The following is a 22,187-nucleotide window of genomic DNA, read 5'->3' on the forward strand; positions in this document are numbered from 1 at the left end:
GCCGGTTACTCGTTGACCAGCACCGGCAGGGTGAGCACCACGCCGACCGGCGTGCCGGTGAGCTTCTCGGCGGGCAGCGAGAAGTCGATGCCCCCGCCGGCGGCGCGCGGGCCGTCGTGCTCGCCGGTGGCGGCCTCCTCCTCCTGGTAGTGGAAGACACCACTGCCGACCAGGTGGCCGGCCGCGTCGTAGAAGCCGGCGTGCACCTCCAGCGCGAGCACGTCGCTGACGTCGGAGGTGATCGTCAGGTGCCCCTTCACGGTCGAGCCCTTGTCCAGGGCGAGCCCGGTGAAGGCCACCCGGTCGGTGAACGGGCCCGGCTCGACCCGCACCTCGCCCGGCTTCGCCGGGGTGGCCAGCACGGAGGCGGGCGCGGCGATCTGCTTCGGCGCGGGCAGCGCGACGGCGCTCGGCGAGGCCGGGGGCGCCGGCTCGGCGGGCTCGCCGCCGCCGGAGCAGCCGGTGAGCAGGCCGAACGCCAGGGCGGCCAGCACGGTGGCGGTACGGACGGGGTGCTTCATGGCGGTGCTCTCCTGGGGAGGTGGCGGCGGGGCCGGGAGGACGGACGCCTCCCGGCCCCGGTCGGGCTTCGGTCAGTGCTGGTGCGTCAGCGCTGCGGGGCCCGGTTGAAGAGCGCGCGGTACACCTTGCCGTACAGCTCGGTGTTGTCCTGGCTGGCGGCGAAGCGCTGGCCGCCGGGGCCGTACGCGAAGATCGGCACGTCGGCGCCGGTGTGGTTGCCGGACAGGTAGGTCAGCCAGAGGCTGGCCTCGGGCGAGCCGTCCTTGACGTCGGCCGCGTCGTCCGGGGTGCGGAAGGTGGCCGGGGCGAAGTTCTTCGGGTCCTTCGAGCCGGCGCCGTTGACCGGGCCGGTCGAGCGGAGCGCGTCCTTCACGTTGCCCGAGGTGCGGGCCGGCGAGCTGTTGTTGGCCGGGTTGCCCGCGTCGGCGTTGGTGGGCGGGGCGGCCGCCTCGGCGTTGGTGAAGGTGCCCTTCTCGATGATGTTGAAGCCGGCGCACTCGTGGTCGGCCGTGACGATCACCAGGGTGTGGCCGTCCTTCTTGGCGAAGTCCACGGCCTTGGCCACCGCGTCGTCGAACGCCTTGATCTCGCCCAGGGTCTGGGTGGCGTCGTTGGCGTGCGAGCGCTTGTCGATCTGGGCGCCCTCGATCTGCAGGAAGAAGCCCTTCTTGTTCTTCTTCGACAGCAGGTCGATGGCCTTGGTGGTCATGTCCGAGAGGGTCGGCTCGGACTTCTCCGGGGCGCCGGCCGGCAGCCCGGCCTTGGCAGCCTCCACCGTCAGGTTGCCGCGGTTGAACAGGCCGACGACCTTCTTGCCCTTGGCCGCGTCGAGGTCGGCCTTGGTGGCGACCTTCTGGCTGGCGGCGGACTGGGCGGGCAGCGCGGCGTCGCCGAAGCTGCCGAGCACCTGGTAGCCCTGGGCCTCCAGCGCCTTCTGGTCGTCCGGCTCGAAGCGGGCCAGGCCGCCGCCGAGGATCACGTCGGCCGTGCCGTTGCGGGCGATCTGCTCGGCGACCGGGGTGATCAGGGTGGAGTCGGCCGGCTTGGCCTCGAAGGTGCCGTCCGCGTTCTTCGGCAGGCAGGCCGCGTCCGAGTAGGACGGGCCCTGGCAGCCGCGCAGCAGCACGTGGCTGAACTCGCCGGCCGGGGTGGCGTCGGTGATCTCCGCGGTGGAGACGTTGCCGGTGGCGAAGCCCGCGGCCTTGGCCTGCTCCATCAGCGTGGCGACGCGCTTCTCGTACGCGTCCACGCCGAGCGCCGCGTTGTAGGTCTTCACGCCGGACGACCAGGCGGTCGCCGAGCTGGCCGAGTCGGTGACCAGGGCGGGCTTGTTGGTGCCCTTCTCCACCGCGAAGGTGGCGACCTGGCCGACGTACGGCAGGCGCTCCATGTTCAGGCGGCCGGAGGCGCCGTAGAAGCGGTCGCGGCCCGCGGTGACATGGGTGCGGCCCATGCCGTCGCCGAGCAGGTAGATGACGTTGCGGATCTCGCCGTTGCGGTCACCGTGGTCGTCCCGGCCGTAGCCGTAGTCGTTCTGGTCCGAAGGCTCGGAATAGGCGGCGACGGCCGCACCCCCGACCATGGTGCTCGCCAGAGCGATCACCATGGCGGCCTTGAAGGCCTTGCGCTGCATGTCTGACGTCTCCTCGACGCTCGGCGCACCCGGCCTTGCCCACCGCGCGCGCACCCGGGGAACACCCGGGCGGTGCGACGCTAGGAGCGGCACGTGAACACGCTGCGGCCCGAGGGTGTCCTGTGGTCGAACAAGCGTCGGGCGCGAGGGACGCGTTCTGACGAACCCTTGGCCGAACAGCTTCGTGCATCTACTACAGGTCTGTAGAGTCGTTCGGGTGGGACACAACGAGGACTGGCAGGACTGGCAGCCACCGGAGACCGAGATCCGTCGGGTCTACCAACCGGTCGAGATCCACCGCGAGGACGGCACCTGGGCGCTCGGCCGGATCAACGCCTGGTGGCAGCCGGCCGACGGCACCCCCTGGTGCCGCGTTCACGCCCTGCGCACCGGCGAGCACTGGATGGAGTACGACCCCGAGCGTCTGCTGCTGCTCCCCGGCGCGGGGACCTGAGCCGATTTCCTCCACCCTGCGCATCGGCCAAATCGACCGATAATGGTAGTTATGGCTGACAAAACCACCGACTCGAAGCGGTCGAGCGTCACCGTCGGCGGCCGCGAGTACCGGATGCGCACCATCGGGATCGCGGTCCTGACCGTGCTGGCGGTCTGGTTCGTCGCGGTGAACACGGACTCGGTGGCGATCACCCTCTGGGTCGCCGACGTCACCCTGCCACTGTGGCTGGTCCTCGTGGTCACCCTGGTGGTCGGGGCCGCCATCGGCTGGATGGCCGCCCGCCGCCGCGCCAAGCGCTAGCGCAGCCGAGCGCCGCGCCGCCCGACGTGGAAAGCTGATGCCATGAAGGTGATCGGTTTCGTCCTCAACGTGATCTGGCTGATCTTCTGCGGCATCTGGATGGCCATCGCCTACGCGATCGCCGGAATCATCTGCTGCATCCTGATCATCACCATCCCGTTCGGCATCGCGGCCTTCCGGATCGCCGGTTACGTCCTGTGGCCGTTCGGCCGGACGACGGTCGAGAAGGAGGACGCCGGTGCGCCGTCCTGCGTCGGGAACGTGATCTGGTTCGTCTTCGCCGGCTGGTGGCTGGCGATCGCGCACATCGCCACCAGCATCCCGCTCTTCCTGTCGATCATCGGCATCCCGTTCGGCTGGGCGAACCTCAAGATGATCCCGATCTCGATTGCCCCGCTGGGTCGCGAAGTCGTCTCCACCGACGAGAAGTTCGGCGCCTGGTGAGCCCGCTCCGGGGTCGCGGGGGCTCCGTCACAGCCTGACCAGCATCTTGCCGGTGTTGGCTCCGCGCAGCACGCCCAGGAACGCCTCCACCACCCGCTCGAAGCCCTCCACCACGGTCTCGTCCGACACCACCGCGCCGGACCGCAGGTGCGGGGCCAGGAAGTCGTTCAACTCCTGCTGTGCGTCCAGGTGTTCGCGGACCAGGAAGCCCTCCAGCCGCAGGCTCTTGCCGACCACGTCGTAGAGGTTGCGCGGCGCGCTCGGCGGCTCGGCGCTGTTGTACTGGGCGACCGCGCCGCACCAGGCGATCCGGCCGTGGTCGCGCAGCACCTCGATCGCGGCCTCCAGATGGTCGCCGCCGACGTTGTCCAGGTAGACGTCGAGCCCGTCCGGCGCGGCCCGGCGCAGCAGCCCGGTCACCGGGCCGTCGTGGTAGTCGAAGGCGGCGTCGAAGCCCAGGTGCCCGGTCAGGTGCTTCACCTTGGCGGCGCTGCCCGCGCTGCCGACCACCCGGCGGGCGCCCAGCAGCCGGGCGAGCTGCCCGGCGGCGGTGCCCACGCCGCCGGCCGCGGCGGAGACGAACAGGTCCTCGCCGGGCTGCAGCCGGGCGATCCGGGTCAGCCCGACCCAGGCCGACAGCCCGGTCCCGCCGAGGATCCCCAGGTGCGCGCTGAGCGGCACACCGGGCAGCTCCACCAGCGGGCGCACCTCGGCGGGGGAGACCACCGCGTGGGTCCGCCAGCCCTTGCGGTGGAAGAGCAGCGCGCCGACCGGCAGCGCGTCCGACCGGGACTCCACCACCCGGCCGATCGCCCGGCCCTCCAGCGGCGCGCCCAGCGCCCAGCCGCCGTCCATCTCCTCGCGCATGTACGGGTCGACCGACAGGTACAGGTTCTCGACCAGCGCGGTGCCCTCCACCGGGGCGGGCAGCCGCTCGGTGACGAACGCGAAGTGCTCGGCGCCGGGCATGCCCTGCGGGCGGGCGACCTGGTGGACGGCGTGGGCGGTGACGGGCATGGCATGCCTCCGGGGGAGCGGTGGTGGGACCGGTGCTGGGGTCGGTGACCACCGTAGGAAGCCGTCGCGGCGCCGGGCAGCCCGTCGCGTCGATGGCTGCCGCCCTTCCATGAATTCTGCTCATGGGTGCAGGTAGATTGCCGTCCGTGGCCACCGAACTCGCCCCGCAGGAGCTCCGCGTCCTCGTCGCCGTCGCACGCGAGGGCGGCTTCACCGCCGCCGCCGCGAGCCTGGGCCTGACCCAGTCCGCGGTCTCGCACGCCGTCCGCGGCTGCGAACGCAAACTCGGCGCCGTCCTGTTCGAGCGCGGTCGCGCCGGCGCCACCCCCACCCCCGCCGGGCAGCGCGTGGTCGGCCACGCCCGCCGGATCCTGCGGCTGCTGGAACTGCTGCCCGCCGAGGCCCGCGCGACCGAGTCCGCCCGGATCGCCGGCCCGCTGCGGATCGCCGCCTTCCGCAGCGTCGCCGCCCAGCTGCTGCCCGCCGTCCTGACCCGGCTCGCCGAACGGCACCCGCAGCTCACCCCCGAGGTCCGGATCGTCCGCGAGATCGGCCGCGGCACCGCCGGCGAGATCGCCGACGGCCGGGCCGACCTCGGCCTCGCCACCCTCGACGCCAACACCGCCGCCGTCCCCGGACTGCTCGCCGCCCCGCTCTTCACCGAGTCGTACGCGCTCGCCCACCCGGCCGGACACCCCGACCCGCGCAGCCTCCCCCTCGTCGACTGGGACGAGAACTGCGGCTCCTACACCAGGAGTTGGTGGGCCAGCCAGGACTGGATCCCGTCCGCCACCATCAACGTCGCCGACGACACCGTGGTGCTCTCGCTGGCCGCCCAGGGCGTCGGCATGGCGATCATGCCGATGCTCACCCTCGCCAACCCGCCGCACGGCCTCGCCGTCACCGACCTCGGCCCCCGGCCGCCCACCCGCCAGGTCGGCTACGTCACCACCCCCGAACTCGCCCGGACCGCGGCCGTCCGCGCCGCCATCCGCGAACTGCGCTCCGTCCCGCTGCCGTCCGGCCTCACCCGGGCCGGCTGAGCGTTCGGGCGGGCTGAGCGTCCGGGCAGGCGGCCGGCGCCCTCGCGGCGTCGCCCTCAGGAGTCGGCCGGGCCGACCGCCTCGCGCAGCTTCGCGAACTCCGCCGCGATCCCGTCCAGCGTGTAATGCGCGTTCAGGCCACTGGGGTTGGGCAGCAGCCAGACCTCGCTGTCGCCGATCCGCTCCACCTGCCGGCCCACCGCCGCACGCGGCCTGCCGAACGCCGCCCGGTACGCGCCGATGCCCAGCACCGCCAGTGCCCGCGGCGCCAGCCGGGTCACCCGCTCCACCAGCGCCTCGCCGCCCAACCGGTACTCCTCGGCGGTCAGTTCGGACGCCTTCGCGGTCGTCCGGGCCACCACATTGGTGATGCCGAGACCCAGCGCCAGCAGCTCCTGCTGCTCCTGCGGCCCCAACTGCCTTGGCGTGAAGCCGGATCGGTGCAGCGCCGGCCAGAACCGGTTGCCCGGACGGGCGAAATGGTGCCCGGTCGCCCCCGACCACAGCCCCGGGTTGATCCCGCAGAACAGCACCCGCAGCCCCGGCGCCGCCACGTCCGCGATGGTCGCGTCCTGCGCGGCGGCCAGCTGCTCGACGGTCGGCCTCGCACGATCGGTCGTCATGGCACCACTCTGCCCTGCTCCGGCCGGATGAACGGCATTGGTCGACCCGATGGATAACCAGTTCGAATAATCGCCTGCCGTCCGGCGCCGAGATGCGCAGAATATTGGGATGTCACACGAACTGAACGCGATGATCGCCACCGCCGACCTGCTCCGGGTGGTCGCGGCCGAGGTCCCGGCCGCCCGGGTCGTGGACCTCGCCCAGGGCCTCGCGCTCATTCCGATGACCGACCGGCTCCACGACGCCCTGCAACAGCCCGACAGCAGCCCCGACCTCGGCTTCAAGCGCTTCCCCGGCGGCAACACCCTCCGCTTCGCCGCCTGGTCCAAGTCCGCGCCGATCGCCTACCTCGAAGCCGTCCTCCCCGACGGCCCCCAGCGCGCCGCCGTCTGGCACGACGGCCGACTCGTCCTCACCCCCGACGAGCCCTCGCCGGACGCCGCCGACCGGGCCCTGCGCCTCCTCGGCACCGACCGCGCCGGCCACCCCGACGAGTCCACCGCCCTCGCCCTCGCCGCCCTCGCCGCGCACGCCCGCGCTGCCCACGCCCACGCCGGCCCCGAACAGCAGGACGCCACCGGCTGACCGCCACCCTGACCGTTCCCTGCCCGGCCCTCGGCGGAGCCCGCACCATTCGGCGTACGAACGGTGGCCCCCGCCCCGGCGGTGGCTCAACGTGTGGTGCAGGCGAAATGCCTGAACTCCGCTGAAAGGAACGGCTTTACCATGCGTGCCACCTGGGCGGCCGCCGCGCTCGCCGCGGCTCTGAGCCTCACCGCCGCCACCGCCGCCACCGCGGCCCCCGCCAACCCGTCGGCCGCGACCGACGCGTCCCACCCCCGCGCGACCTTCCCGATGTCCGGCGTCGCACCCCCGGCCTCGCTCTTCGCCGCCGGCCATCCGTACCGCCCGGCCCTCCCCGCCGCGCCGAACGCCCCCACCCACCTCACCGGCTCCCCGCCGACCGGCTCGCTCACGACCGGCTCGGCCACCGCCGGCTCGGTGTCGGCAGGCTCGGCACCGGTGGGTGCCACCCCCCAGGGCCTGGACCTCGGCGCACTGCAGGACCTCATCAACCAGCTCCTCGCCGCCGCCACCCCACCGGCCGGCGGCACCCCGGACCCTGGTGACCTGCAGAAACTCGTCGACCAGCTGACCGGCCTGATCAACGACCTCCTCGGCCAGCTACTCCCCGTCCTGCCCGCGCCGCCCGCCTGACCCACCCGACAGACCCGCGGGGCCGGTGGGGGGGAGTGCGTTCCGTCGCACTCCCCCCACCGGCCCCGCAGGCTGTCCGCCGGGCGCCTACTGCCCGTCGTAGCGGACCACGACGCCCTTGAGGTCCCGCGCGACCCGGTCGGCGAGCCCGTAGTCGCCGAGATTGATCAACCAGTTCGCGGACGTGGCGAGAGAGGCCGGAACTCCCCGGTACGCCACGGCCGTTCGCGGCGCCCTGTCCCGACCGGTGTCGCTGCCGCAGAGCTGCAGGGTCGCGCAGTTCGGAGTGCGGCCGACCTTCTCCCCGGTCCGAGCACCCGACGGCGGCGTCGAGGGCTGCGGCGAGCTGCTCGACACTGTCGTACCGCGGGGAGGCAGGGATCGACGGCAGCGGGAAGTCGGGGACCGGCTGCTCGTCACCGGGGAGCGCGACGCCGCCGAGAGCCTGGGCGAGCTGCGGTGCGTACGCGGGATCGACCACGTTGATGTGCCAGTTCCAGGCAGCGACGGAGGTCTGGTGGAACGCCGTGCGCCCCGCTGCGGTCGCGTCCCCGATGTCGTCCCGCGTGCAACGGCCCGGGTCGAAGACCTCGACGACGTAGTCGAAGCTCCTCCCGTCGATGTCCGCGGTGCAGTCGATGCGCGATCCCCCGCTCAACGCATTGCTCAGGGTGACGCGGCACGGGACACCTGCCTTGCCGAGAGCCTCCACAACAGCCTCCGCACCGGCGAACTGAGGCGCGGTCGGCACGTTCGACGGCGTGGGCACACGCGGCGGCGGCCCGCCGCTTCCACAGGCGGCCAGGAAAACGGCGAGGAGGGCACAGCGGGCGGCGTGCCCGATGTGCCCTCCTGAGGCCCGGAAGCCAACGCCTCCGCGCGTGAGCGCGGTGGGGTCAGCGGTAGTTCACGAACTGGAGCGGGAAGTCCAGGTCCTTGCCCTTGAGCAGGGCCTGGATGGCCTGCAGGTCGTCGCGCGACTTCGAGCTGACGCGCAGCTCGTCGCCCTGGACCTGCGCCTTGACGCCCTTCGGGCCCTCGTCGCGGATGATCTTCGCGACCTTCTTGGCGTCGTCCTGGGTGATGCCTTCCTTCACGTTGGCATCGAGCTTGTACTCCTTGCCGGAGAGCCGCGGCTCCTCCGGGTCCAGAGCCTTCAGCGACAGCCCGCGCTTGACGAACTTCGTCTGCAGCACGTCCAGGATCGCCCGGACCCGCTCCTCGCCGTTGGCCTTCATCTCGATCTTCTCGCCGGACCGCTTGATCTCCGCGCCCACGTTCTTGAAGTCGAAGCGGGTCGCGATCTCACGAGAGGTCTGGTTGATCGCGTTGTCGACCTCCTGCCAATCGACCTTCGAGACGATGTCGAAACTGGAGTCGGCCATGGGTGTTGGTCTCCTTGAGCTACTGGCAACACGGTCACCGCCGCCCATCCCGGGCAGGCGACGCCCAAGCCTATCCAGCGCACCCCGTACCCCGCCCGCTGCAGCCGCGTGCCGCCCTTGATCATCACGTGACATTTCGAGTGGCAGACCACCCCCCTTCATCAGGTATCGTTTACGACGTCGAACGGGGCAGCCCCCCGTGAGACACCAATCCTGGCTGGTTGCCCGAGCGGCCAAAGGGAGCAGACTGTAAATCTGTCGCGCAAGCTACGCAGGTTCGAACCCTGCACCAGCCACAGGATAGAAAACAGCCCCTGATCTGCGGAAACGCAGATCAGGGGCTGTTTCGTTTGCCACCGGGGTGCGGGAGGGGCGGAGTGGTGCGACGGCGATGGGTGTGGGGGCAGGCCGGGTACTGGCTGGTGGTCGCGGCGGGGGCCGGGGCGGTTGCGGCCGCGGTCGACACCGCGCCGCCGGGGGCCGTGGACGGGGACGACCTGCTGGGTCCCGCGTTGGCGCAGCTCGCGGTGCTGCTGTGCGCCGGGCTCGCGGTGCTTGTGGCGGTGGTCTGGCTGGTGGCGTGGTGGCGTCTGAGGGCGGGTCGGGGTTGGGCGCTGGCGGCGGCGCTGCTGGCGTTCCCGGTCGCCTTCATGATGGCGGCGGTGGCGCCGGGGGCATGGGAGTTGCCGGCCCTGGTGGGCCTGCTGGTGGTGCCCGCGCTCGGTCTGGTGGCCGTCCTGCGTGACGCCGAGCCGCGGCCGTCCCCGTAGCAGGAGGCCGAGGGCCGGTCGGGCCGCGTCGACAGCCCCCGATCCGCGACTGTGCGGGTCGGGGGCTGTCGCGCGTCCCGAGGTCGGCCGGGGGTCAGCCGGGGTGGTTCTGGCGGGGGAGGGCGAGGGCGACGGTGTCGGCGAACTCGCGGACGGCGCTGGTGCGGCTGACCACGCGCCCGCTGTGGATGACGAGGCGGCTGTGTCCGCCGGAGAGGGCGCCGGGGAGGCTGTCGCCGCGGATGGCGAGGAGTTCGGCGGGGAAGCCGGCGTCGACGCGGACGGGTGGCAGGCCGAGGGCGAGTCGGGCCTGGGTGGAGACGGCGTCGTAGGCGGCGTCGGGGCTGAGGGTGCCGGAGGCGGCGAGCAGGTGGGCGGCTTCGAGCGGGTCGGCGCGGCCGACCGGGTTGGCGGGGTCGCGGAGGGCGCCGCTGCCGGCGCTGAGCGGCACCCGGGCGTCGGCCAACTCCCGTACGAGGGAGGGGTTGAGGCCGGGTGCGGGCCCTTCGAGGCCGGTGCAGGAGCCGTTCTGCGGGAGGCAGACGACGCGCATGCCGGCGGTGGCGAGGACGGGGCCGCCGCCGGCGGCGAGGGTGCTGCACGGGCCGAGGGTGACGCGCGGCCGAAGGGGTGCCAGGGCGGCGGCGAGGCGGGCGAGTTGGGCCTGGTCGCGGCCGGCGGTGTGGAGGTCGACGGGGCAGTCGGCGTCGCGGGCGGCGTCGACCAGGATCTGGACGTAGCCGATCGGGTCGGGGTCGAGGTCGGGGCAGCCGCCGGCGGCGTCGGCGCCGAGTTTGAGGGCGTCGCGGAGTTGGGCGCGGCCGTCGGCGCCGGCCCGGCCGGTGAGCAGGCGGGGCATGGCGACGGCCTGGAGTTCGGCGAGTCCGCGCAGGGCCTGGCGGGCGGTGAGGACGGCTTCGAGGCGGCGCAGGCCGTGCAGGTCGCCGATCCGGACGTGGGTGCGCTGGGCGGTGGCGCCGTAGCCGAGGGAGGTGAGGGCGGCTTCGGTGACCCGGCGGACGAGGTCGGCGGGGTGGTCCGGGGGCGGGCCGGGGAGGGCCGCGGAGAAGGCGTGGTCGTAGTGGGCGTGCGGTTCGGCCGGGGCGGGGAGCAGGAGGTAGCCGGACAGGTCGATCCGGGCGCCGGTGGTGACGGTGGGCTGGCCGGGGAGGGCGGGGAGCGGTCCGAGGCTGCCGGCGGTGCCGACGGCCTGGATGCGGTCGCCGCTGATCCGGACGTCGACGATGCGGCCGTCGGCGAGCCGGGCGCCGGCGAGCAGGAGGACGGGGCCGTGCCCGAGCGGGTTGGCGGGCGGTCCGGGGTGCGGCCCTTCGGCCGGTGTGCTGTCCGTCATTGCGACCCTCCTCGCTGCCCGCCGGTGCGCGTGCGGCGTGCGGGCCGCCGACGCGCCTGTCCGCGTGCCGGCCGCCGGGGCCCGCGCGCGCTCGCAAGATCACTGACAGTCGAGCCTATTGCGGGCCCGGCCGGGACGCTCCTCGGACGCTCGCGGGCGGGCATAAGTCGTATCGGCCGGATCGGGCCGGGTTGCGGCGCGGTCGAACGGGGGTTCCGGGACGGTGCGTCAGTGCGACCCCGCCGACCTGCGACGTTCCGGCCGGGATACGGATTTCACCTCTGGCCGGGAAACGTGTAATCTCTTCCTCGTTCGCCCCTATAGCTCAGTCGGTAGAGCGTCTCCATGGTAAGGAGAAGGTCTGCGGTTCGATTCCGCATGGGGGCTCTGGTGAGAGGCAGTCCGCTTCGGCGGGGGTGCTGATCATCTAAGCGGTGTAGCTCAGTTGGTAGAGCAAGCGGCTCATAATCGCTGTGTCACCGGTTCAAGTCCGGTCACCGCTACTCCGCGTAGTCGATCGGGGGTTCTGCTCCCGATCGGCTACTCTTGTCTGTGTTCTTATTCGTTGTCCCAGGAAGGCACTCCCGTGGCTGCCACCGACGTCCGCCCGAAGATCACGCTGGCCTGCGTGGAGTGCAAGGAGCGGAACTACATCACCAAGAAGAACCGGCGCAACGACCCGGACCGTCTTGAGATGAAGAAGCACTGCCCGCGTTGCAACTCGCACACGGCGCACCGCGAGACCCGCTGACTTTGCCTCGACTCCAGGCCGCACCCCGTTCGGGGCGCGGCCTGGAGTCTTTTCTGCGTTCTCCGCGCCGGGCCGGTGCGGTGGGCGTGACGATCCATCAGAGGAATTCCGAGGAGTAGCCCATGCCGCTCGACCCCTCGTTCATCGGGCGGACCTACCCGCCCACCGAGCCGTACGAGGTCGGCCGCGAGAAGATCCGCGAGTTCGCCGTCGCCGTGGGTGACGCGAACCCGGCGTACACCGACCGGGAGGCGGCCAAGGCGCTGGGCTACCCGGACGTGATCGCGCCGCCGACCTTCCCGTTCGTGATCACGTACGAGGCCGCGGCGCAGGTGGTGAACGACCCGGAGCTGGGCCTGGACTACAGCCGGGTGGTGCACGGGGACCAGAAGTTCTCGTACACCCGGCCGGTGCGGGCGGGTGACCGGCTGGCGGTGACGGTGGCCATCGACGCGATCAAGTCGCTGGCCGGCAACGACGTCCTGACGGTGCGTGGCGAGGTGCACGACGAGAGTGGCGAGCACGTGGTGACGGCGGTCATGACGCTGGTGTCGCGGGCGGCCGACGAGGCGGGGGAGTGACGGGCATGGCGATCAGCTTCGACGAGGTCCAGGTCGGCACCGAGCTGCCGGCGCAGTCCTTCCCGGTGACCCGCGCCACGCTGGTGCGGTACGCGGGTGCGTCGGGTGACTTCAACCCGATCCACTGGAACGAGAAGTTCGCGCTGGAGGTGGGCCTGCCGGACGTCATCGCGCACGGCATGTTCACCATGGCCGAGGCGGTCCGCGTGGTGACCGACTGGGTCGGCGACCCGGGCGCGGTGGTCGAGTACGGGGTGCGCTTCACCCGTCCGGTGCCGGTGCCGAACGACGGGGTCGGCGCGGTGATCGAGGTCACCGGCAAGGTGGCGGCGCTGCTGGAGGACCGCAAGGTCCGGGTCGACCTGGTGGCGACCAGCGGCGGGCAGAAGGTGCTCGGCATGTCGCGGGCGGTCGTCCGGCTGGCCTGAGCCGTGTGTCGTGGAACGGAGGGGCGTGCCCGTCGGGTGCGCCCCTCCGGCGTTCCCGGAGTCCGCCCTTGCCGGAGTCCGCCCTTGCCAAAGTAGTGATTGGCCACTAACTTGGAACCCATGGCAAGGATGACGGCGGAGGAGCGGCGGGAGAGCGTCGTGCGGGCCGCGATGATCGAGTTCGGTCGCGGCGGCTACCGGGGCACCTCCACCGAGGCGATCGCCAAGCGGGTCGGGGTCTCGCAGCCGTACCTGTTCCGGCTGTTCCCCGGCAAGGAGGCGATCTTCCGGGCGGCGTGCGAGCGCTGCATGGACGAGACCTGGCAGGCCTTCGACCGGGCGTCCGAGGGGCTGACCGGCGAGGCCGCGAAAGAGGCGATGTCGGCCGGCTACCTCACGCTGATCGAGGACCGCGACAAGCTGATGATGCAGATGCAGATGTACGTGTCGGTGTTCGCCGCGGAGGCGGCCGGCGACACGGAGATCGGCGAGATCGCGCGGGCCGGCTGGCTGGACCTGTTCGACCGGGTCCGGATCAGGATCGGTGGCGACACCAGGGAGGCCACCGACTTCATGGCCTACGGCATGCTGATCAACACCCTGGTGGCGCTGGGCTATCCGGACGGCCACCGGATCTGGGAAGGCTTCGGTGCTCCGCCCGAGCGCGGGCCCCGGGTCGACAACTGAGGGGACGGGCGCGTCCGTGCGGCGTGCCCTTTTCTCGGCCCTTGAAAGTTATTGAGCAATAACTACCAGAGATCGACGGGGGACCTCATGAAGGACAGAACAGCACTCTGGACGCTGGTCGTCGCCAGCACGGCCGGCTTCATGGCCAGCCTCGACAACCTGGTCGTCACCACCGCGCTGCCCGCCATCCGCGAGGAGCTCGGCGGCGGCCTCTCCGACCTGGAATGGACGGTCAGCGCCTTCACCCTGAGCTTCGCCGTCCTGCTGATGCTCGGCTCCGCCCTCGGTGACCGCTTCGGGCGCCGCCGGATGTTCAGCCTCGGCCTGACCGTCTTCACCCTCGGCTCGGCCGGAGCCGCGCTCGCCCCGAACATCGGCGCGCTGATCGCCGCCCGCGCCGTCCAGGGCGCCGGCGCCGCGGTGATGATGCCGCTCACCCTCACCCTGCTCACCGCCGCCACCCCGCCCGCCCGGCGCCCGCTCGCCTTCGGCATCTGGTCCGGCGTCAACGGCCTCGGCGTGGCCGTCGGACCGCTGGTCGGCGGCGTCCTCACCGAGCACCTCTCCTGGCAGTGGATCTTCTGGCTGAACGTCCCGATCGGCCTGCTGCTGTTCCCCGTCGTCCGGTTCGGCCTGGTCGAGAGCCGCGGCGTCAACCCCCGCCTGGACGTCCCCGGCGCCGCCCTGGCCAGCGCCGGCATGTTCGGCCTCGTCCTCGGCCTGATCCGCGGCAACCCCGACGGCTGGACCAGCCCGCTGGTCCTCGGCTCGCTGATCGGCGGCCTCACCCTGCTGGCCGCCTTCGTCCGGTACGAGCTGCGCGTCGCGGCCGCGCCGATGCTGCCGATGCGCCTGTTCCGCAGCCGCGCCTTCTCGGCGGTGAACGTCGCCGGCCTGCTGATGTTCCTCGGCATGTTCGGCTCGATCTTCCTGATCAGCCAGTACCTGCAGAACGTCGGCGGCTACAGCCCGCAGCAGGCCGGCGTCCGGATGCTGCCCTGGACCGGCATGCCGCTGATCGTCGCCCCGATCGCCGGCGCCCTGGCCGGCCGGATCGGCGGACGGCCGATCGTGGTCACCGGCCTCGTCCTGCAGGCGGTCGGACTGGCCTCCTTCGCCCTGGTCGAGCGCAGCGGCGGCTACTCGTACGCCGCCCAGGTGCCGGTGCTGGTGATCTGCGGGATCGGCATGGCGCTGTTCTTCGCCCCGATGGCCGCCCTGGTGATGTCCAGCGTCCGGCCCGAGGAGCAGGGCATCGCCTCCGGCGCCAGCAACGCCATGCGCGAGGTCGGCGGAGCGCTCGGCGTCGCCGTGCTCGCCGCGGTCTTCTCCTCCCGGGGCGGCTACGGCTCCGCCCAGCAGTTCCACGACGGACTGCTGCCCGCGCTGTACGTCGGCGCCGCCGCGGTCGGTGCGGCCGCCGTCGCCGCCGCCCTGATCCCGCGCCGCCGCACCGCACCCGCCACCGACCCGGGCACCGCGCCCGCCGCGCCGCTCGAGAAGGTCGGAACCGCACCGCACTGAACCCGGCCAGGACCCACCGACACCCCGTCAGAGAGCGAAGGAGACAGCGATGCCCACCATCCCCTGGACCGCCGGTCCGGCCGCCGGACACAGCGGCGAAGTCACCGTGATGGCCTCCGAGTTCAAGCTCCGCCGGCTCAGCCAGGTACCCGGCTTCCTGCGCGCCTCGCTGGCGATCCGCAAGCAGGCCCTGGCCACCGGGGGCGCCGTCGGGATGAGCCTGCGGGCCGCCCCGCTGCGCCGGACCTTCTGGACGCTCTCGGCCTGGGAGAGCCGCCCCGCGCTGGAGGCCCTGGTCGGCGCCGAGCCCCACCGCTCCACCATGAAGCGGATGCGTCCCGCCATGGAGGCCTCGGTCTTCACCTTCTGGACCACCACCGGTGACCGGCTCCCCGACTGGGCCGAGGCGGACCGCCGGATCGAGACCCAGCGCCGCGGGACGGCCTGATGCCGACCGGGTGGCCTGGCCGCCGTCCCACCGGAAGCCGGGGGAGCCGGTCGTGCCGGTGCGGTGACCGGTGCGCGGCCGGACCGCGCCGTCCGGTGTGACACCCCACGGCGCCGGCTGTCCGGAGCGTCGTGGGCACCATGGCACGGCGGTCGGCGGCGGGCACGCGGTTTCCGCCGGGGCGACCCCGTACGCTGGGGGCGTGCTTGTCGACAACGATGCCCCGCTCGCCCCGCTGACCACGCTCCGACTCGGCGGGCCGGCGCGGCGCCTGGTGACCGCCGTCACCGACGCCGAGGTCGTCGAGACCGTCCGGGCCGCGGACGCGGCGGGGGAGCCGCTGCTGGTGATCGGCGGCGGCTCCAACCTGGTGATCGGCGACGCCGGGTTCGACGGGACCGTGCTGCGGATCGCCACCGAGGGCTTCGTCCTCGACGGCACGCTGCTGGAGCTGGCGGCCGGCGAGGTGTGGACCGACGCGGTCGCCCGGGCCGTCGACGAGGGCCTGGCGGGCATCGAGTTCCTGGCCGGCATCCCCGGCTCGGCCGGCGCCACCCCGGTGCAGAACGTCGGCGCGTACGGCCAGGAGGTCGCCGAGACGATCACCGAGGTGGTCGCCTACGACCGGCTGCTGCGCGAGACGGTCACCCTGACCGGCGAGGACTGCGCCTTCTCCTACCGGCACAGCCGCTTCAAGGCCGACCCCGACCGGTACGTGGTGCTGCGGGTCCGCTTCCGGCTCGCCGACGAGGACGGGATGTCCTCCCCGGTGAAGTACGCGGAGGTGGCCCGCACCCTCGGTGTCGAGGCCGGGCAGCGGGTGGAGCTGCGGACCGCGTACGAGACGGTGCTGAAGCTGCGGGCGGGCAAGGGCATGGTGCTCGACCCGGAGGACCACGACACCTGGTCGGCCGGCTCGTTCTTCACCAACCCGGTGCTGACGGACGACCAGTACGCCGCCTTCCTGCGCCGCCTGGACGGGCTGGCCGCCCCCGCCTACCCGGCGGGCGAGGGCCGCACCAAGACCAGCGCGGCCTGGCTGATCGACAACGCCGGCTTCCGCAAGGGCCACGGCACGGGCCGTCCGGCGACGCTCTCCACCAAGCACACGCTGGCCCTGACCAACCGGGGCGGCGCCACCACGGAGGACCTGCTGGCCCTCGCCCGCGAGGTCCGGGACGGCGTCCGCGCCGCCTTCGGCGTGGAGCTGGTGAACGAGCCGGTGATGGTGGGCGTCACCCTCTAGAGCCCTCTGGAGCCCCGCCCGGCCGGTCAGGCGGTCAGCCAGGCGTCGATGTCGGCGAGCAGCTCCTTCCGGGTGGACTCCGGCGCGCGCGAGGAGCGCACCGACTGGCGGGCCAGCTCGGCCAGCTCGGCGTCGGTGAAGTGGTGGACGTCGCGGGCGAGCTCGTACTGCGCGGCCAGCCGGGAGCCGAAGAGCAGCGGGTCGTCGGCGCCGAGCGCGAGCGGGACCCCGGCGTCGAAGAGCCGGCGCAGCGGGACGTCCTCGGGCTTCTCGTAGACCCCGAGCGCCACGTTGGACGCGGGGCACACCTCGCAGGTGACCTGGCGGTCGGCGAGCCGCTGGAGCAGCCGGTCGTCCTCGGCGGCGCGCACGCCGTGCCCGATCCGCCCGGCCCCCAGGTCGTCCAGGCAGTCCCGGACGGACTCCGGCCCGGCCAGCTCCCCGCCGTGCGGGGCGGCGAGCAGCCCGCCGTCCCGGGCGATCGCGAAGGCGCGGTCGAAGTCGCGGGCCAGGCCCCGCCGTTCGTCGTTGGACAGACCGAAGCCGACCACCCCCTGGTCGGCGTAGCGGACGGCGAGCCGGGCCAGCGTGCGGGCGTCCATCGGGGACTTCATCCGGTTGGCGGCGACCAGCACCCGCATCCCCACGCCGGTGGCCGCGGAGGCCTCCCGGACGGCGTCCAGGATCAGCTCCAGGGTGGGGGTGAGCCCGCCGAGCCGGGGCGCGTACGAGGTCGGGTCGACCTGGATCTCCAGCCAGCGCGAGCCGTCCGCCGCCTCGTCCTCGGCGACCTCGCGGACCAGCCGCCGGATGTCGGCCTCGTCGCGCAGGCAGGACCGCGCGGTGTCGTACAGCCGCTGGAACCGGAACCAGCCGCGCTCGTCGGTGGCCCGCAGCTTCGGCGGCTCGTCCGAGATCAGCGCCTCGGGCAGGCGGACGCCGTGCTTGTCGGCCAGTTCGAGCAGGGTCGCGGGGCGCATCGCACCGGTGAAGTGCAGGTGCAGGTGGGCCTTCGGCAGGCCCCGGACATCACGGGCGTCAGGCTGCTCATCCATTCACGAATCCTGCCGCATCCGGCCCGCAAACGGGAACCGCCCCCGGCACATCCCTCGAAGGGGTGACGGGGGCGGTTCCGGGGGCGCGCGGCGGTCAGCTCGCCTCGGCCAGCAGCTTCTGCAGGCGGCTGATGCCCTCGACCAGGTCGGCGTCGCCGAGCGCGTAGGACAGCCGCAGGTAGCCGGGGGTGCCGAAGGCCTCGCCGGGGACGACCGCGACCTCGGCCTCGTCCAGGATCAGCGCGGCCAGCTCCGCGGAGGTCTGCGGGCGCTTGCCGCGGATCTCCTTGCCGAGCAGCTCCTTGACCGACGGGTAGGCGTAGAACGCGCCCTCCGGCTCGGGGCAGAACACGCCCTCGATCTCGTTGAGCATCTTCACGATGGTCTTGCGGCGGCGGTCGAACGCGGTCTTCATCTCGTCCACCGCGGACAGGTCGCCGGCGACCGCGGCGATGGCCGCGCGCTGCGCCACGTTGGAGACGTTGGAGGTGGCGTGCGACTGCAGGTTGGCCGCGGCGTTGACGACGTCCTTGGGGCCGATCATCCAGCCCACCCGCCAGCCGGTCATGGCGTAGGTCTTGGCCACGCCGTTGACCACGATGCACTTGTCGGCGAGCTCGGGCAGCAGGGCCGGCAGCGAGGTGAAGGTCGCGTCGCCGTAGACCAGGTGCTCGTAGATCTCGTCGGTGAGCACCCACAGGCCGTGCTCGAGCGCCCAGCGGCCGATCGCCTCGGCCTCGGCCTCGGTGTACACCGCGCCGGTCGGGTTGGACGGCGAGACGAAGAGGACGACCTTGCTGTTCTCGGTGCGGGCGGCCTCCAGCTGCTCGACCGAGACCTTGTAGCCGGTGGTCTCGTCGGCGACCACCTCGACCGGGGTGCCGCCGGCCAGCTTCACGGCCTCCGGGTAGGTGGTCCAGTACGGCGCGGGGATGATCACCTCGTCGCCCGGGTCGAGGATCGCGGCGAAGGCGTTGTAGATCGCCTGCTTGCCGCCGTTGGTGACCAGCACCTGCGAGGGGTCCACCTGGTAGCCGGAGTCGCGCAGCGTCTTGGCGGCGATCGCGGCCTTGAGCTCGGGCAGGCCGCCGGCCGGGGTGTACCGGTGGTTGGCCGGGTCCTGGCAGGCGGCGACGGCGGCGTCGACGATGTAGCCGGGGGTCGGGAAGTCCGGCTCGCCGGCGCCGAAGCCGATCACGGGGCGGCCGGCCGCCTTGAGGGCCTTCGCCTTGGCGTCGACGGCGAGGGTGGCGGACTCGGCGATGGCGCCGACCCGGGCGGAGACCCGGCGGTCGGCGGGGCGGACGTTCTCGGGGGTGGGTGCGCTCATGACTGCATGGTCCCAGAAGCGCGTGTGCTGGAGCACAGTGGTTTCACCATGTGTACGCCGCCGTGGACGGTCCGCGTGAATGAGGTTCGACCAATCGGCGAAGGATCCCGTACACTCACTGCTCGACGGCTTCCGAACTGCGGATCCTTCCACTGCGTACACCACGCAGCGGCTCGGATGCGGTAGGTTGGGGGCCACCCGGAGCCGCAAGGTTCCGTAGGGCACTAGCTCAATTGGTAGAGCACCGGTCTCCAAAACCGGCGGTTGGGGGTTCGAGTCCCTCGTGCCCTGCTGCTTGATCCGTACCGAGCCCGTTCGCTCCGCTGAGCGAGCGGGCTTGATGCGGAGAGGGCCCCACCCAAGCACTGCTTTCGCCGGATCGCCCGTGCAACTCGGCACGGACCTCGGCAGGACCCGGATTCAGGTGAGGACGAGTGACGGAGACCACGGGCTCCACCGCAACGCCTGAGAGCGGCAACCCCGAGGGTGCCGACGGCGCGGACGACACCGCTGCCGCAGACGCCAAGCTCTCCCGGCGCGAGCGTCGGCGTGCCAACAAGGCCGCCGGTGGCGAGGGCGGGAAGAAGTCCGGCAAGCGGGCCAAGAAGGGCCTGTTCGCCCGGATCGCGATCTTCTATCGCCAGATCATCGCCGAGCTGCGCAAGGTCGTCTGGCCGACCCGCAACGAGCTGATGCAGTACACCACCGTCGTGGTGGTCTTCGTCATCGTGATGATGCTGCTGGTGGCCGGCCTCGACTGGGGCTTCTCCAAGATCAGCTTCTGGGTCTTCGGCTGACGCCGGATCCTCCACAGAACCACTCTCCGACCCGGGTCGAATTCTTCGGCCCGGGTCGAGCTGTCGGCGCGAACCGGACGAGGCGGCTACCGTTGACTGGGTACTGTTGAGGTATCCGTTCCACAACGTTCTCCACAACGTTCCACAACCAGGAAAGAAGCAGCGACCGTGTCCGATTCCCCCCTGTACGACGCCGACGAGACCGTCCGCGAGGCGGATGTCGCCGCCGAGCTGGACGCGGCCGAGGCTGCCGACGCCGAGGCTGACCAGGAGATCGTCGACGCCGCGGACGCCGAGCTGGACGAGGTCGAGGCCGCCGAGGAGGAGGCCGGCGAGCCCGCCGAGGCCGCCGCGCTGCACGAGACCGGTGAGGACGACGAGGCCGCCGCCGACGAGGCGTTCGCCGAGGCCGTCGCCGAGGTCGAGGTCGAGGCTGAGGCCGAGGTCGAGGCCGCTCCGGCGGAGGAGAGCGACCCGGTCGCCGAGTTCCGCGAGCAGCTCCGGATCGCCCCGGGCGAGTGGTACGTCATCCACACCTACGCGGGCTACGAGAACCGGGTGAAGCAGAACCTGGAGCAGCGGTCCGTCTCGCTGAACGTCGAGGACTACATCTTCGAGTCCCAGGTTCCGCAGGAGGAGGTCGTCCAGATCAAGAACGGCGACCGCAAGACCATCCGGCAGAACAAGCTCCCCGGCTACGTCCTGGTGCGCATGGACCTGACCCCGGAGTCCTGGGGCGTGGTGCGCAACACCCCCGGCGTCACCGGCTTCGTCGGCAACGCCTACGACCCGTACCCGCTGACCCTGGACGAGGTCGTCAAGATGCTCGCCCCGGACGTGGAGCGCGCCGCGGCCAAGGAGGCCGGCAAGCCGTCGCCGGTCAAGCCGAGCGAGATCCAGGTGCTGGACTTCGAGGTCGGCGACTCGGTCACCGTCACCGACGGTCCGTTCGCCACCCTGCAGGCGACCATCAACGAGATCAACCCGGACTCGAAGAAGGTCAAGGGCCTGGTCGAGATCTTCGGCCGGGAGACCCCGGTCGAGCTCTCCTTCGACCAGATCACCAAGAACTGACCACCCACGGTCTTCGGTTCCGGGGCGGGGCCTGGTGGCCCCGCCCCGGAACCGTTTTGGTCCAGGACCGCCTCAGCGGTTAGCCTGGTCCGATGTGTGTGCTGGCAGCCGCATGTCGCTGCGGCGGTGCACACACCAGCAATCACCTCTCGGAAGGACCCGGAGAGAAATGCCTCCCAAGAAGAAGAAGATCACGGGGCTTATCAAGCTCCAGATCAACGCCGGTGCTGCCAACCCGGCTCCGCCGGTCGGCCCCGCGCTGGGTCAGCACGGCGTCAACATCATGGAGTTCTGCAAGGCCTACAACGCGGCCACCGAGTCGCAGCGCGGCATGATCGTGCCGGTGGAGATCACGGTCTACGAGGACCGTTCCTTCACCTTCATCACGAAGACCCCGCCGGCTGCGCGCCTCATCCTGAAGGCCGCCGGTGTCGACAAGGGCTCCGCCGAGCCGCACAAGACCAAGGTCGCCAAGCTGACCTCGGCCCAGGTGCGCGAGATCGCCACGGTGAAGCTCCCCGACCTGAACGCCAACGACCTGGACGCGGCGGAGAAGATCATCGCCGGCACCGCCCGGTCGATGGGCATCACCGTCGAGGGCTGATCACCCCCTTCTCGTCCCCCCGTGGTAGGGCCCGCGCGGCCCGCACACACCACGAACTCCATTCAATTCAGGAGCAGCAGTGAAGCGCAGCAAGGCTCTCAAGGCCGCGGACGCCCAGGTCGACCGCAGCCGCATCTACGCCCCGCTCGAGGCGATCCGCCTCGCCAAGGCGACCTCCACCACCAAGTTCGACGGCACCGTCGAGGTCGCCATGCGTCTGGGCGTCGACCCGCGCAAGGCCGACCAGATGGTCCGCAGCACCGTCATCCTCCCGCACGGCACTGGTAAGACCGCTCGGGTCCTGGTCTTCGCGACCGGTGACCGTGCCGAGGCCGCGCGTGCTGCGGGCGCCGACATCGTCGGCTCGGACGAGCTGATCGACGAGGTCGCCAAGGGCCGTCTGGACTTCGACGCCGTCGTCGCCACCCCGGACCTCATGGGCAAGGTCGGCCGCCTCGGCCGCGTGCTCGGTCCCCGTGGCCTGATGCCGAACCCGAAGACCGGCACCGTCACCCCCGATGTCGCCAAGGCTGTCAACGACATCAAGGGCGGCAAGATCGAGTTCCGCGTCGACAAGCACTCGAACCTGCACCTGATCATCGGTAAGGCCTCCTTCACCGACGAGCAGCTGGTCGAGAACTACGGCGCCGCGCTGGACGAGGTCCTCCGGGCCAAGCCCGCCGCCGCCAAGGGCCGCTACATCAAGAAGATCGCTTTCTCGACCACCATCGGCCCCGGCATCCAGGTGGACCCGAACCGCACCCGCAACCTCCTCGTCGAGGAGGACCCGGCCGCGGTCTGATCCGTACCAGGTCTGAAACAGCCTGCCCGCACCCCCTCGGGGTGCGGGCAGGCTGTCGTTTCGGGCGGGTAGAGTCCGCATCTGGCTCTTGTA

At 71.9% G+C, this 22,187-nt stretch carries 27 protein-coding genes and 4 tRNA genes; 22 read left to right on the plus strand and 9 right to left on the minus strand.

Translation table 11 applies throughout. The features are described from left to right. Positions 1-5: 5 nt before the first annotated feature. On the minus strand, positions 6-521 hold the full coding sequence (locus ACGFX4_RS04905) for a hypothetical protein (RefSeq protein WP_393070327.1): 516 nt from the start codon (positions 519-521) through the stop codon (positions 6-8). Between the two features lie 86 nt (positions 522-607). Next, positions 608-2,155, minus strand: coding sequence for an alkaline phosphatase (locus ACGFX4_RS04910; protein ID WP_393070328.1), 1,548 nt, complete (start codon positions 2,153-2,155; stop codon positions 608-610). Between the two features lie 217 nt (positions 2,156-2,372). Here ACGFX4_RS04910 and ACGFX4_RS04915 point away from each other — a divergent pair, with 217 nt between their 5' ends. The 3 genes from ACGFX4_RS04915 to ACGFX4_RS04925 are packed head-to-tail and all read left to right on the plus strand — an operon-like array spanning position 2,373 to position 3,356. Continuing rightward, the gene (locus ACGFX4_RS04915) at positions 2,373-2,609 is read left to right on the plus strand and encodes a hypothetical protein (RefSeq protein WP_393070329.1); all 237 of its coding nucleotides are present in this window, start codon (positions 2,373-2,375) and stop codon (positions 2,607-2,609) included. 51 nt (positions 2,610-2,660) lie between these two features. Further along, complete coding sequence (locus ACGFX4_RS04920) at positions 2,661-2,912, plus strand: lipopolysaccharide assembly protein LapA domain-containing protein (RefSeq protein ID WP_393070330.1); 252 nt, start codon at positions 2,661-2,663, stop codon at positions 2,910-2,912. A gap of 42 nt (positions 2,913-2,954) precedes the next feature. Then, complete coding sequence (locus tag ACGFX4_RS04925) at positions 2,955-3,356, plus strand: YccF domain-containing protein (protein WP_393070332.1); 402 nt, start codon at positions 2,955-2,957, stop codon at positions 3,354-3,356. 27 nt (positions 3,357-3,383) lie between these two features. Here the strand turns inward: ACGFX4_RS04925 and ACGFX4_RS04930 are convergent, their stop codons facing one another. After that, the gene (locus ACGFX4_RS04930; protein ID WP_393070333.1) at positions 3,384-4,373 is read right to left on the minus strand and encodes an NADP-dependent oxidoreductase; all 990 of its coding nucleotides are present in this window, start codon (positions 4,371-4,373) and stop codon (positions 3,384-3,386) included. Positions 4,374-4,519: 146 nt separating this feature from the next. Between ACGFX4_RS04930 and ACGFX4_RS04935 the strand changes: the two genes are divergently transcribed. Beyond that, on the plus strand, positions 4,520-5,416 hold the full coding sequence (locus tag ACGFX4_RS04935) for a LysR family transcriptional regulator (RefSeq protein WP_393070334.1): 897 nt from the start codon (positions 4,520-4,522) through the stop codon (positions 5,414-5,416). Positions 5,417-5,472: 56 nt separating this feature from the next. Here the strand turns inward: ACGFX4_RS04935 and mug are convergent, their stop codons facing one another. Next, the gene (mug, locus tag ACGFX4_RS04940; RefSeq protein WP_393070336.1) at positions 5,473-6,039 is read right to left on the minus strand and encodes a G/U mismatch-specific DNA glycosylase; all 567 of its coding nucleotides are present in this window, start codon (positions 6,037-6,039) and stop codon (positions 5,473-5,475) included. A gap of 109 nt (positions 6,040-6,148) precedes the next feature. On the opposite strand from mug, the gene ACGFX4_RS04945 reads away from it, so the two are divergent. Together ACGFX4_RS04945 and ACGFX4_RS04950 are read left to right on the plus strand one after the other, a co-directional pair. Next, positions 6,149-6,625 carry a hypothetical protein gene (locus ACGFX4_RS04945; RefSeq protein WP_393070338.1) on the plus strand — a complete coding sequence of 159 codons (477 nt, stop codon included), beginning with the start codon at positions 6,149-6,151 and terminating at the stop codon, positions 6,623-6,625. Between the two features lie 141 nt (positions 6,626-6,766). After that, positions 6,767-7,258, plus strand: a complete 492-nt coding sequence (locus ACGFX4_RS04950; protein ID WP_393070340.1) for a hypothetical protein — start codon at positions 6,767-6,769, stop codon at positions 7,256-7,258. Positions 7,259-7,345: 87 nt separating this feature from the next. On the opposite strand, the gene ACGFX4_RS04955 is transcribed toward ACGFX4_RS04950, so the two are convergent. Beyond that, a complete protein-coding gene (locus tag ACGFX4_RS04955) occupies positions 7,346-7,615 on the minus strand; it encodes a hypothetical protein (RefSeq protein WP_393070342.1) in 270 nt (89 codons plus the stop codon). Between the two features lie 539 nt (positions 7,616-8,154). Further along, entirely contained in the window at positions 8,155-8,643 is a 489-nt protein-coding gene (locus ACGFX4_RS04960) for a YajQ family cyclic di-GMP-binding protein (RefSeq protein WP_345697629.1), read from the minus strand. Between the two features lie 215 nt (positions 8,644-8,858). On the opposite strand from ACGFX4_RS04960, the gene ACGFX4_RS04965 reads away from it, so the two are divergent. Then, positions 8,859-8,939: transfer RNA gene (locus tag ACGFX4_RS04965), tRNA-Tyr, on the plus strand. Between the two features lie 81 nt (positions 8,940-9,020). Beyond that, a complete protein-coding gene (locus ACGFX4_RS04970) occupies positions 9,021-9,413 on the plus strand; it encodes a hypothetical protein (RefSeq protein WP_393070344.1) in 393 nt (130 codons plus the stop codon). A 94-nt stretch (positions 9,414-9,507) separates the two neighbouring features. Here the strand turns inward: ACGFX4_RS04970 and ACGFX4_RS04975 are convergent, their stop codons facing one another. Continuing rightward, complete coding sequence (locus ACGFX4_RS04975; protein WP_393070346.1) at positions 9,508-10,767, minus strand: hydrolase; 1,260 nt, start codon at positions 10,765-10,767, stop codon at positions 9,508-9,510. A gap of 314 nt (positions 10,768-11,081) precedes the next feature. On the opposite strand from ACGFX4_RS04975, the gene ACGFX4_RS04980 reads away from it, so the two are divergent. The 9 genes from ACGFX4_RS04980 to ACGFX4_RS05020 all read left to right on the plus strand — a co-directional run bounded on the left by ACGFX4_RS04980 (position 11,082) and on the right by ACGFX4_RS05020 (position 16,432). Then, positions 11,082-11,154, plus strand: a tRNA-Thr gene (locus ACGFX4_RS04980). Positions 11,155-11,197: 43 nt separating this feature from the next. Further along, positions 11,198-11,270 (plus strand) — tRNA-Met (locus tag ACGFX4_RS04985). An 83-nt stretch (positions 11,271-11,353) separates the two neighbouring features. Further along, on the plus strand, positions 11,354-11,518 hold the full coding sequence (gene rpmG, locus ACGFX4_RS04990; RefSeq protein ID WP_006604855.1) for a 50S ribosomal protein L33: 165 nt from the start codon (positions 11,354-11,356) through the stop codon (positions 11,516-11,518). 122 nt (positions 11,519-11,640) lie between these two features. After that, positions 11,641-12,099 carry a MaoC family dehydratase N-terminal domain-containing protein gene (locus tag ACGFX4_RS04995; protein ID WP_393070347.1) on the plus strand — a complete coding sequence of 153 codons (459 nt, stop codon included), beginning with the start codon at positions 11,641-11,643 and terminating at the stop codon, positions 12,097-12,099. A gap of 5 nt (positions 12,100-12,104) precedes the next feature. Beyond that, positions 12,105-12,527: a MaoC family dehydratase gene (locus ACGFX4_RS05000; protein WP_393070349.1), complete on the plus strand. Its 423-nt coding sequence runs from the start codon at positions 12,105-12,107 to the stop codon at positions 12,525-12,527. A 120-nt stretch (positions 12,528-12,647) separates the two neighbouring features. Continuing rightward, positions 12,648-13,214 carry a TetR/AcrR family transcriptional regulator gene (locus tag ACGFX4_RS05005; protein WP_393070350.1) on the plus strand — a complete coding sequence of 189 codons (567 nt, stop codon included), beginning with the start codon at positions 12,648-12,650 and terminating at the stop codon, positions 13,212-13,214. Between the two features lie 87 nt (positions 13,215-13,301). Continuing rightward, complete coding sequence (locus tag ACGFX4_RS05010; RefSeq protein ID WP_393070352.1) at positions 13,302-14,738, plus strand: MFS transporter; 1,437 nt, start codon at positions 13,302-13,304, stop codon at positions 14,736-14,738. Between the two features lie 49 nt (positions 14,739-14,787). Further along, entirely contained in the window at positions 14,788-15,186 is a 399-nt protein-coding gene (locus ACGFX4_RS05015) for a DUF3291 domain-containing protein (RefSeq protein WP_393070354.1), read from the plus strand. 202 nt (positions 15,187-15,388) lie between these two features. Beyond that, on the plus strand, positions 15,389-16,432 hold the full coding sequence (locus tag ACGFX4_RS05020) for a UDP-N-acetylmuramate dehydrogenase (protein WP_393070356.1): 1,044 nt from the start codon (positions 15,389-15,391) through the stop codon (positions 16,430-16,432). 26 nt (positions 16,433-16,458) lie between these two features. Here the strand turns inward: ACGFX4_RS05020 and ACGFX4_RS05025 are convergent, their stop codons facing one another. Both ACGFX4_RS05025 and ACGFX4_RS05030 read right to left on the minus strand, forming a co-directional pair. Then, positions 16,459-17,487 (minus strand): adenosine deaminase, encoded by a 1,029-nt coding sequence (locus tag ACGFX4_RS05025; RefSeq protein WP_393070358.1) that lies wholly within the window; start codon positions 17,485-17,487, stop codon positions 16,459-16,461. Between the two features lie 94 nt (positions 17,488-17,581). Next, positions 17,582-18,817, minus strand: a complete 1,236-nt coding sequence (locus ACGFX4_RS05030) for a pyridoxal phosphate-dependent aminotransferase (RefSeq protein ID WP_393070360.1) — start codon at positions 18,815-18,817, stop codon at positions 17,582-17,584. A gap of 218 nt (positions 18,818-19,035) precedes the next feature. Here ACGFX4_RS05030 and ACGFX4_RS05035 point away from each other — a divergent pair. The 5 genes from ACGFX4_RS05035 to rplA all read left to right on the plus strand — a co-directional run bounded on the left by ACGFX4_RS05035 (position 19,036) and on the right by rplA (position 22,094). Continuing rightward, a tRNA-Trp gene (locus ACGFX4_RS05035) sits at positions 19,036-19,108 on the plus strand. Between the two features lie 143 nt (positions 19,109-19,251). Beyond that, positions 19,252-19,614 (plus strand): preprotein translocase subunit SecE, encoded by a 363-nt coding sequence (secE, locus tag ACGFX4_RS05040; RefSeq protein ID WP_393070362.1) that lies wholly within the window; start codon positions 19,252-19,254, stop codon positions 19,612-19,614. Between the two features lie 168 nt (positions 19,615-19,782). After that, positions 19,783-20,688 (plus strand): transcription termination/antitermination protein NusG, encoded by a 906-nt coding sequence (gene nusG / locus ACGFX4_RS05045; protein WP_393070364.1) that lies wholly within the window; start codon positions 19,783-19,785, stop codon positions 20,686-20,688. A 169-nt stretch (positions 20,689-20,857) separates the two neighbouring features. Next, positions 20,858-21,292, plus strand: coding sequence for a 50S ribosomal protein L11 (gene rplK, locus ACGFX4_RS05050; RefSeq protein ID WP_345697616.1), 435 nt, complete (start codon positions 20,858-20,860; stop codon positions 21,290-21,292). 79 nt (positions 21,293-21,371) lie between these two features. Beyond that, positions 21,372-22,094 carry a 50S ribosomal protein L1 gene (gene rplA / locus ACGFX4_RS05055; RefSeq protein WP_345697615.1) on the plus strand — a complete coding sequence of 241 codons (723 nt, stop codon included), beginning with the start codon at positions 21,372-21,374 and terminating at the stop codon, positions 22,092-22,094. Positions 22,095-22,187: the final 93 nt, after the last annotated feature.

The organism is Kitasatospora sp. NPDC048365 (assembly GCF_043200835.1).
In the GTDB taxonomy this organism is placed as follows: Bacteria; Actinomycetota; Actinomycetes; order Streptomycetales; family Streptomycetaceae; genus Kitasatospora; species Kitasatospora terrestris.

Excerpts from the sequence above, each read along its gene's own strand:
- ACGFX4_RS04905 (WP_393070327.1), bottom strand. The coding sequence starts at position 521 with ATGAAGCACCCCGTCCGTACCGCCACCGTGCTGGCCGCCCTGGCGTTC.
- ACGFX4_RS04910 (WP_393070328.1), bottom strand. The coding sequence starts at position 2,155 with ATGCAGCGCAAGGCCTTCAAGGCCGCCATGGTGATCGCTCTGGCGAGC.
- ACGFX4_RS04920 (WP_393070330.1), top strand. The coding sequence starts at position 2,661 with ATGGCTGACAAAACCACCGACTCGAAGCGGTCGAGCGTCACCGTCGGC.
- ACGFX4_RS04925 (WP_393070332.1), top strand. The coding sequence starts at position 2,955 with ATGAAGGTGATCGGTTTCGTCCTCAACGTGATCTGGCTGATCTTCTGC.
- ACGFX4_RS04930 (WP_393070333.1), bottom strand. The coding sequence starts at position 4,373 with ATGCCCGTCACCGCCCACGCCGTCCACCAGGTCGCCCGCCCGCAGGGC.
- mug (WP_393070336.1), bottom strand. The coding sequence starts at position 6,039 with ATGACGACCGATCGTGCGAGGCCGACCGTCGAGCAGCTGGCCGCCGCG.
- ACGFX4_RS04945 (WP_393070338.1), top strand. The coding sequence starts at position 6,149 with ATGTCACACGAACTGAACGCGATGATCGCCACCGCCGACCTGCTCCGG.
- ACGFX4_RS04950 (WP_393070340.1), top strand. The coding sequence starts at position 6,767 with ATGCGTGCCACCTGGGCGGCCGCCGCGCTCGCCGCGGCTCTGAGCCTC.
- ACGFX4_RS04960 (WP_345697629.1), bottom strand. The coding sequence starts at position 8,643 with ATGGCCGACTCCAGTTTCGACATCGTCTCGAAGGTCGATTGGCAGGAG.
- ACGFX4_RS04975 (WP_393070346.1), bottom strand. The coding sequence starts at position 10,767 with ATGACGGACAGCACACCGGCCGAAGGGCCGCACCCCGGACCGCCCGCC.
- ACGFX4_RS04995 (WP_393070347.1), top strand. The coding sequence starts at position 11,641 with ATGCCGCTCGACCCCTCGTTCATCGGGCGGACCTACCCGCCCACCGAG.
- ACGFX4_RS05000 (WP_393070349.1), top strand. The coding sequence starts at position 12,105 with ATGGCGATCAGCTTCGACGAGGTCCAGGTCGGCACCGAGCTGCCGGCG.
- ACGFX4_RS05005 (WP_393070350.1), top strand. The coding sequence starts at position 12,648 with ATGGCAAGGATGACGGCGGAGGAGCGGCGGGAGAGCGTCGTGCGGGCC.
- ACGFX4_RS05010 (WP_393070352.1), top strand. The coding sequence starts at position 13,302 with ATGAAGGACAGAACAGCACTCTGGACGCTGGTCGTCGCCAGCACGGCC.
- ACGFX4_RS05015 (WP_393070354.1), top strand. The coding sequence starts at position 14,788 with ATGCCCACCATCCCCTGGACCGCCGGTCCGGCCGCCGGACACAGCGGC.
- ACGFX4_RS05025 (WP_393070358.1), bottom strand. The coding sequence starts at position 17,487 with ATGGATGAGCAGCCTGACGCCCGTGATGTCCGGGGCCTGCCGAAGGCC.
- ACGFX4_RS05030 (WP_393070360.1), bottom strand. The coding sequence starts at position 18,817 with ATGAGCGCACCCACCCCCGAGAACGTCCGCCCCGCCGACCGCCGGGTC.
- rplK (WP_345697616.1), top strand. The coding sequence starts at position 20,858 with ATGCCTCCCAAGAAGAAGAAGATCACGGGGCTTATCAAGCTCCAGATC.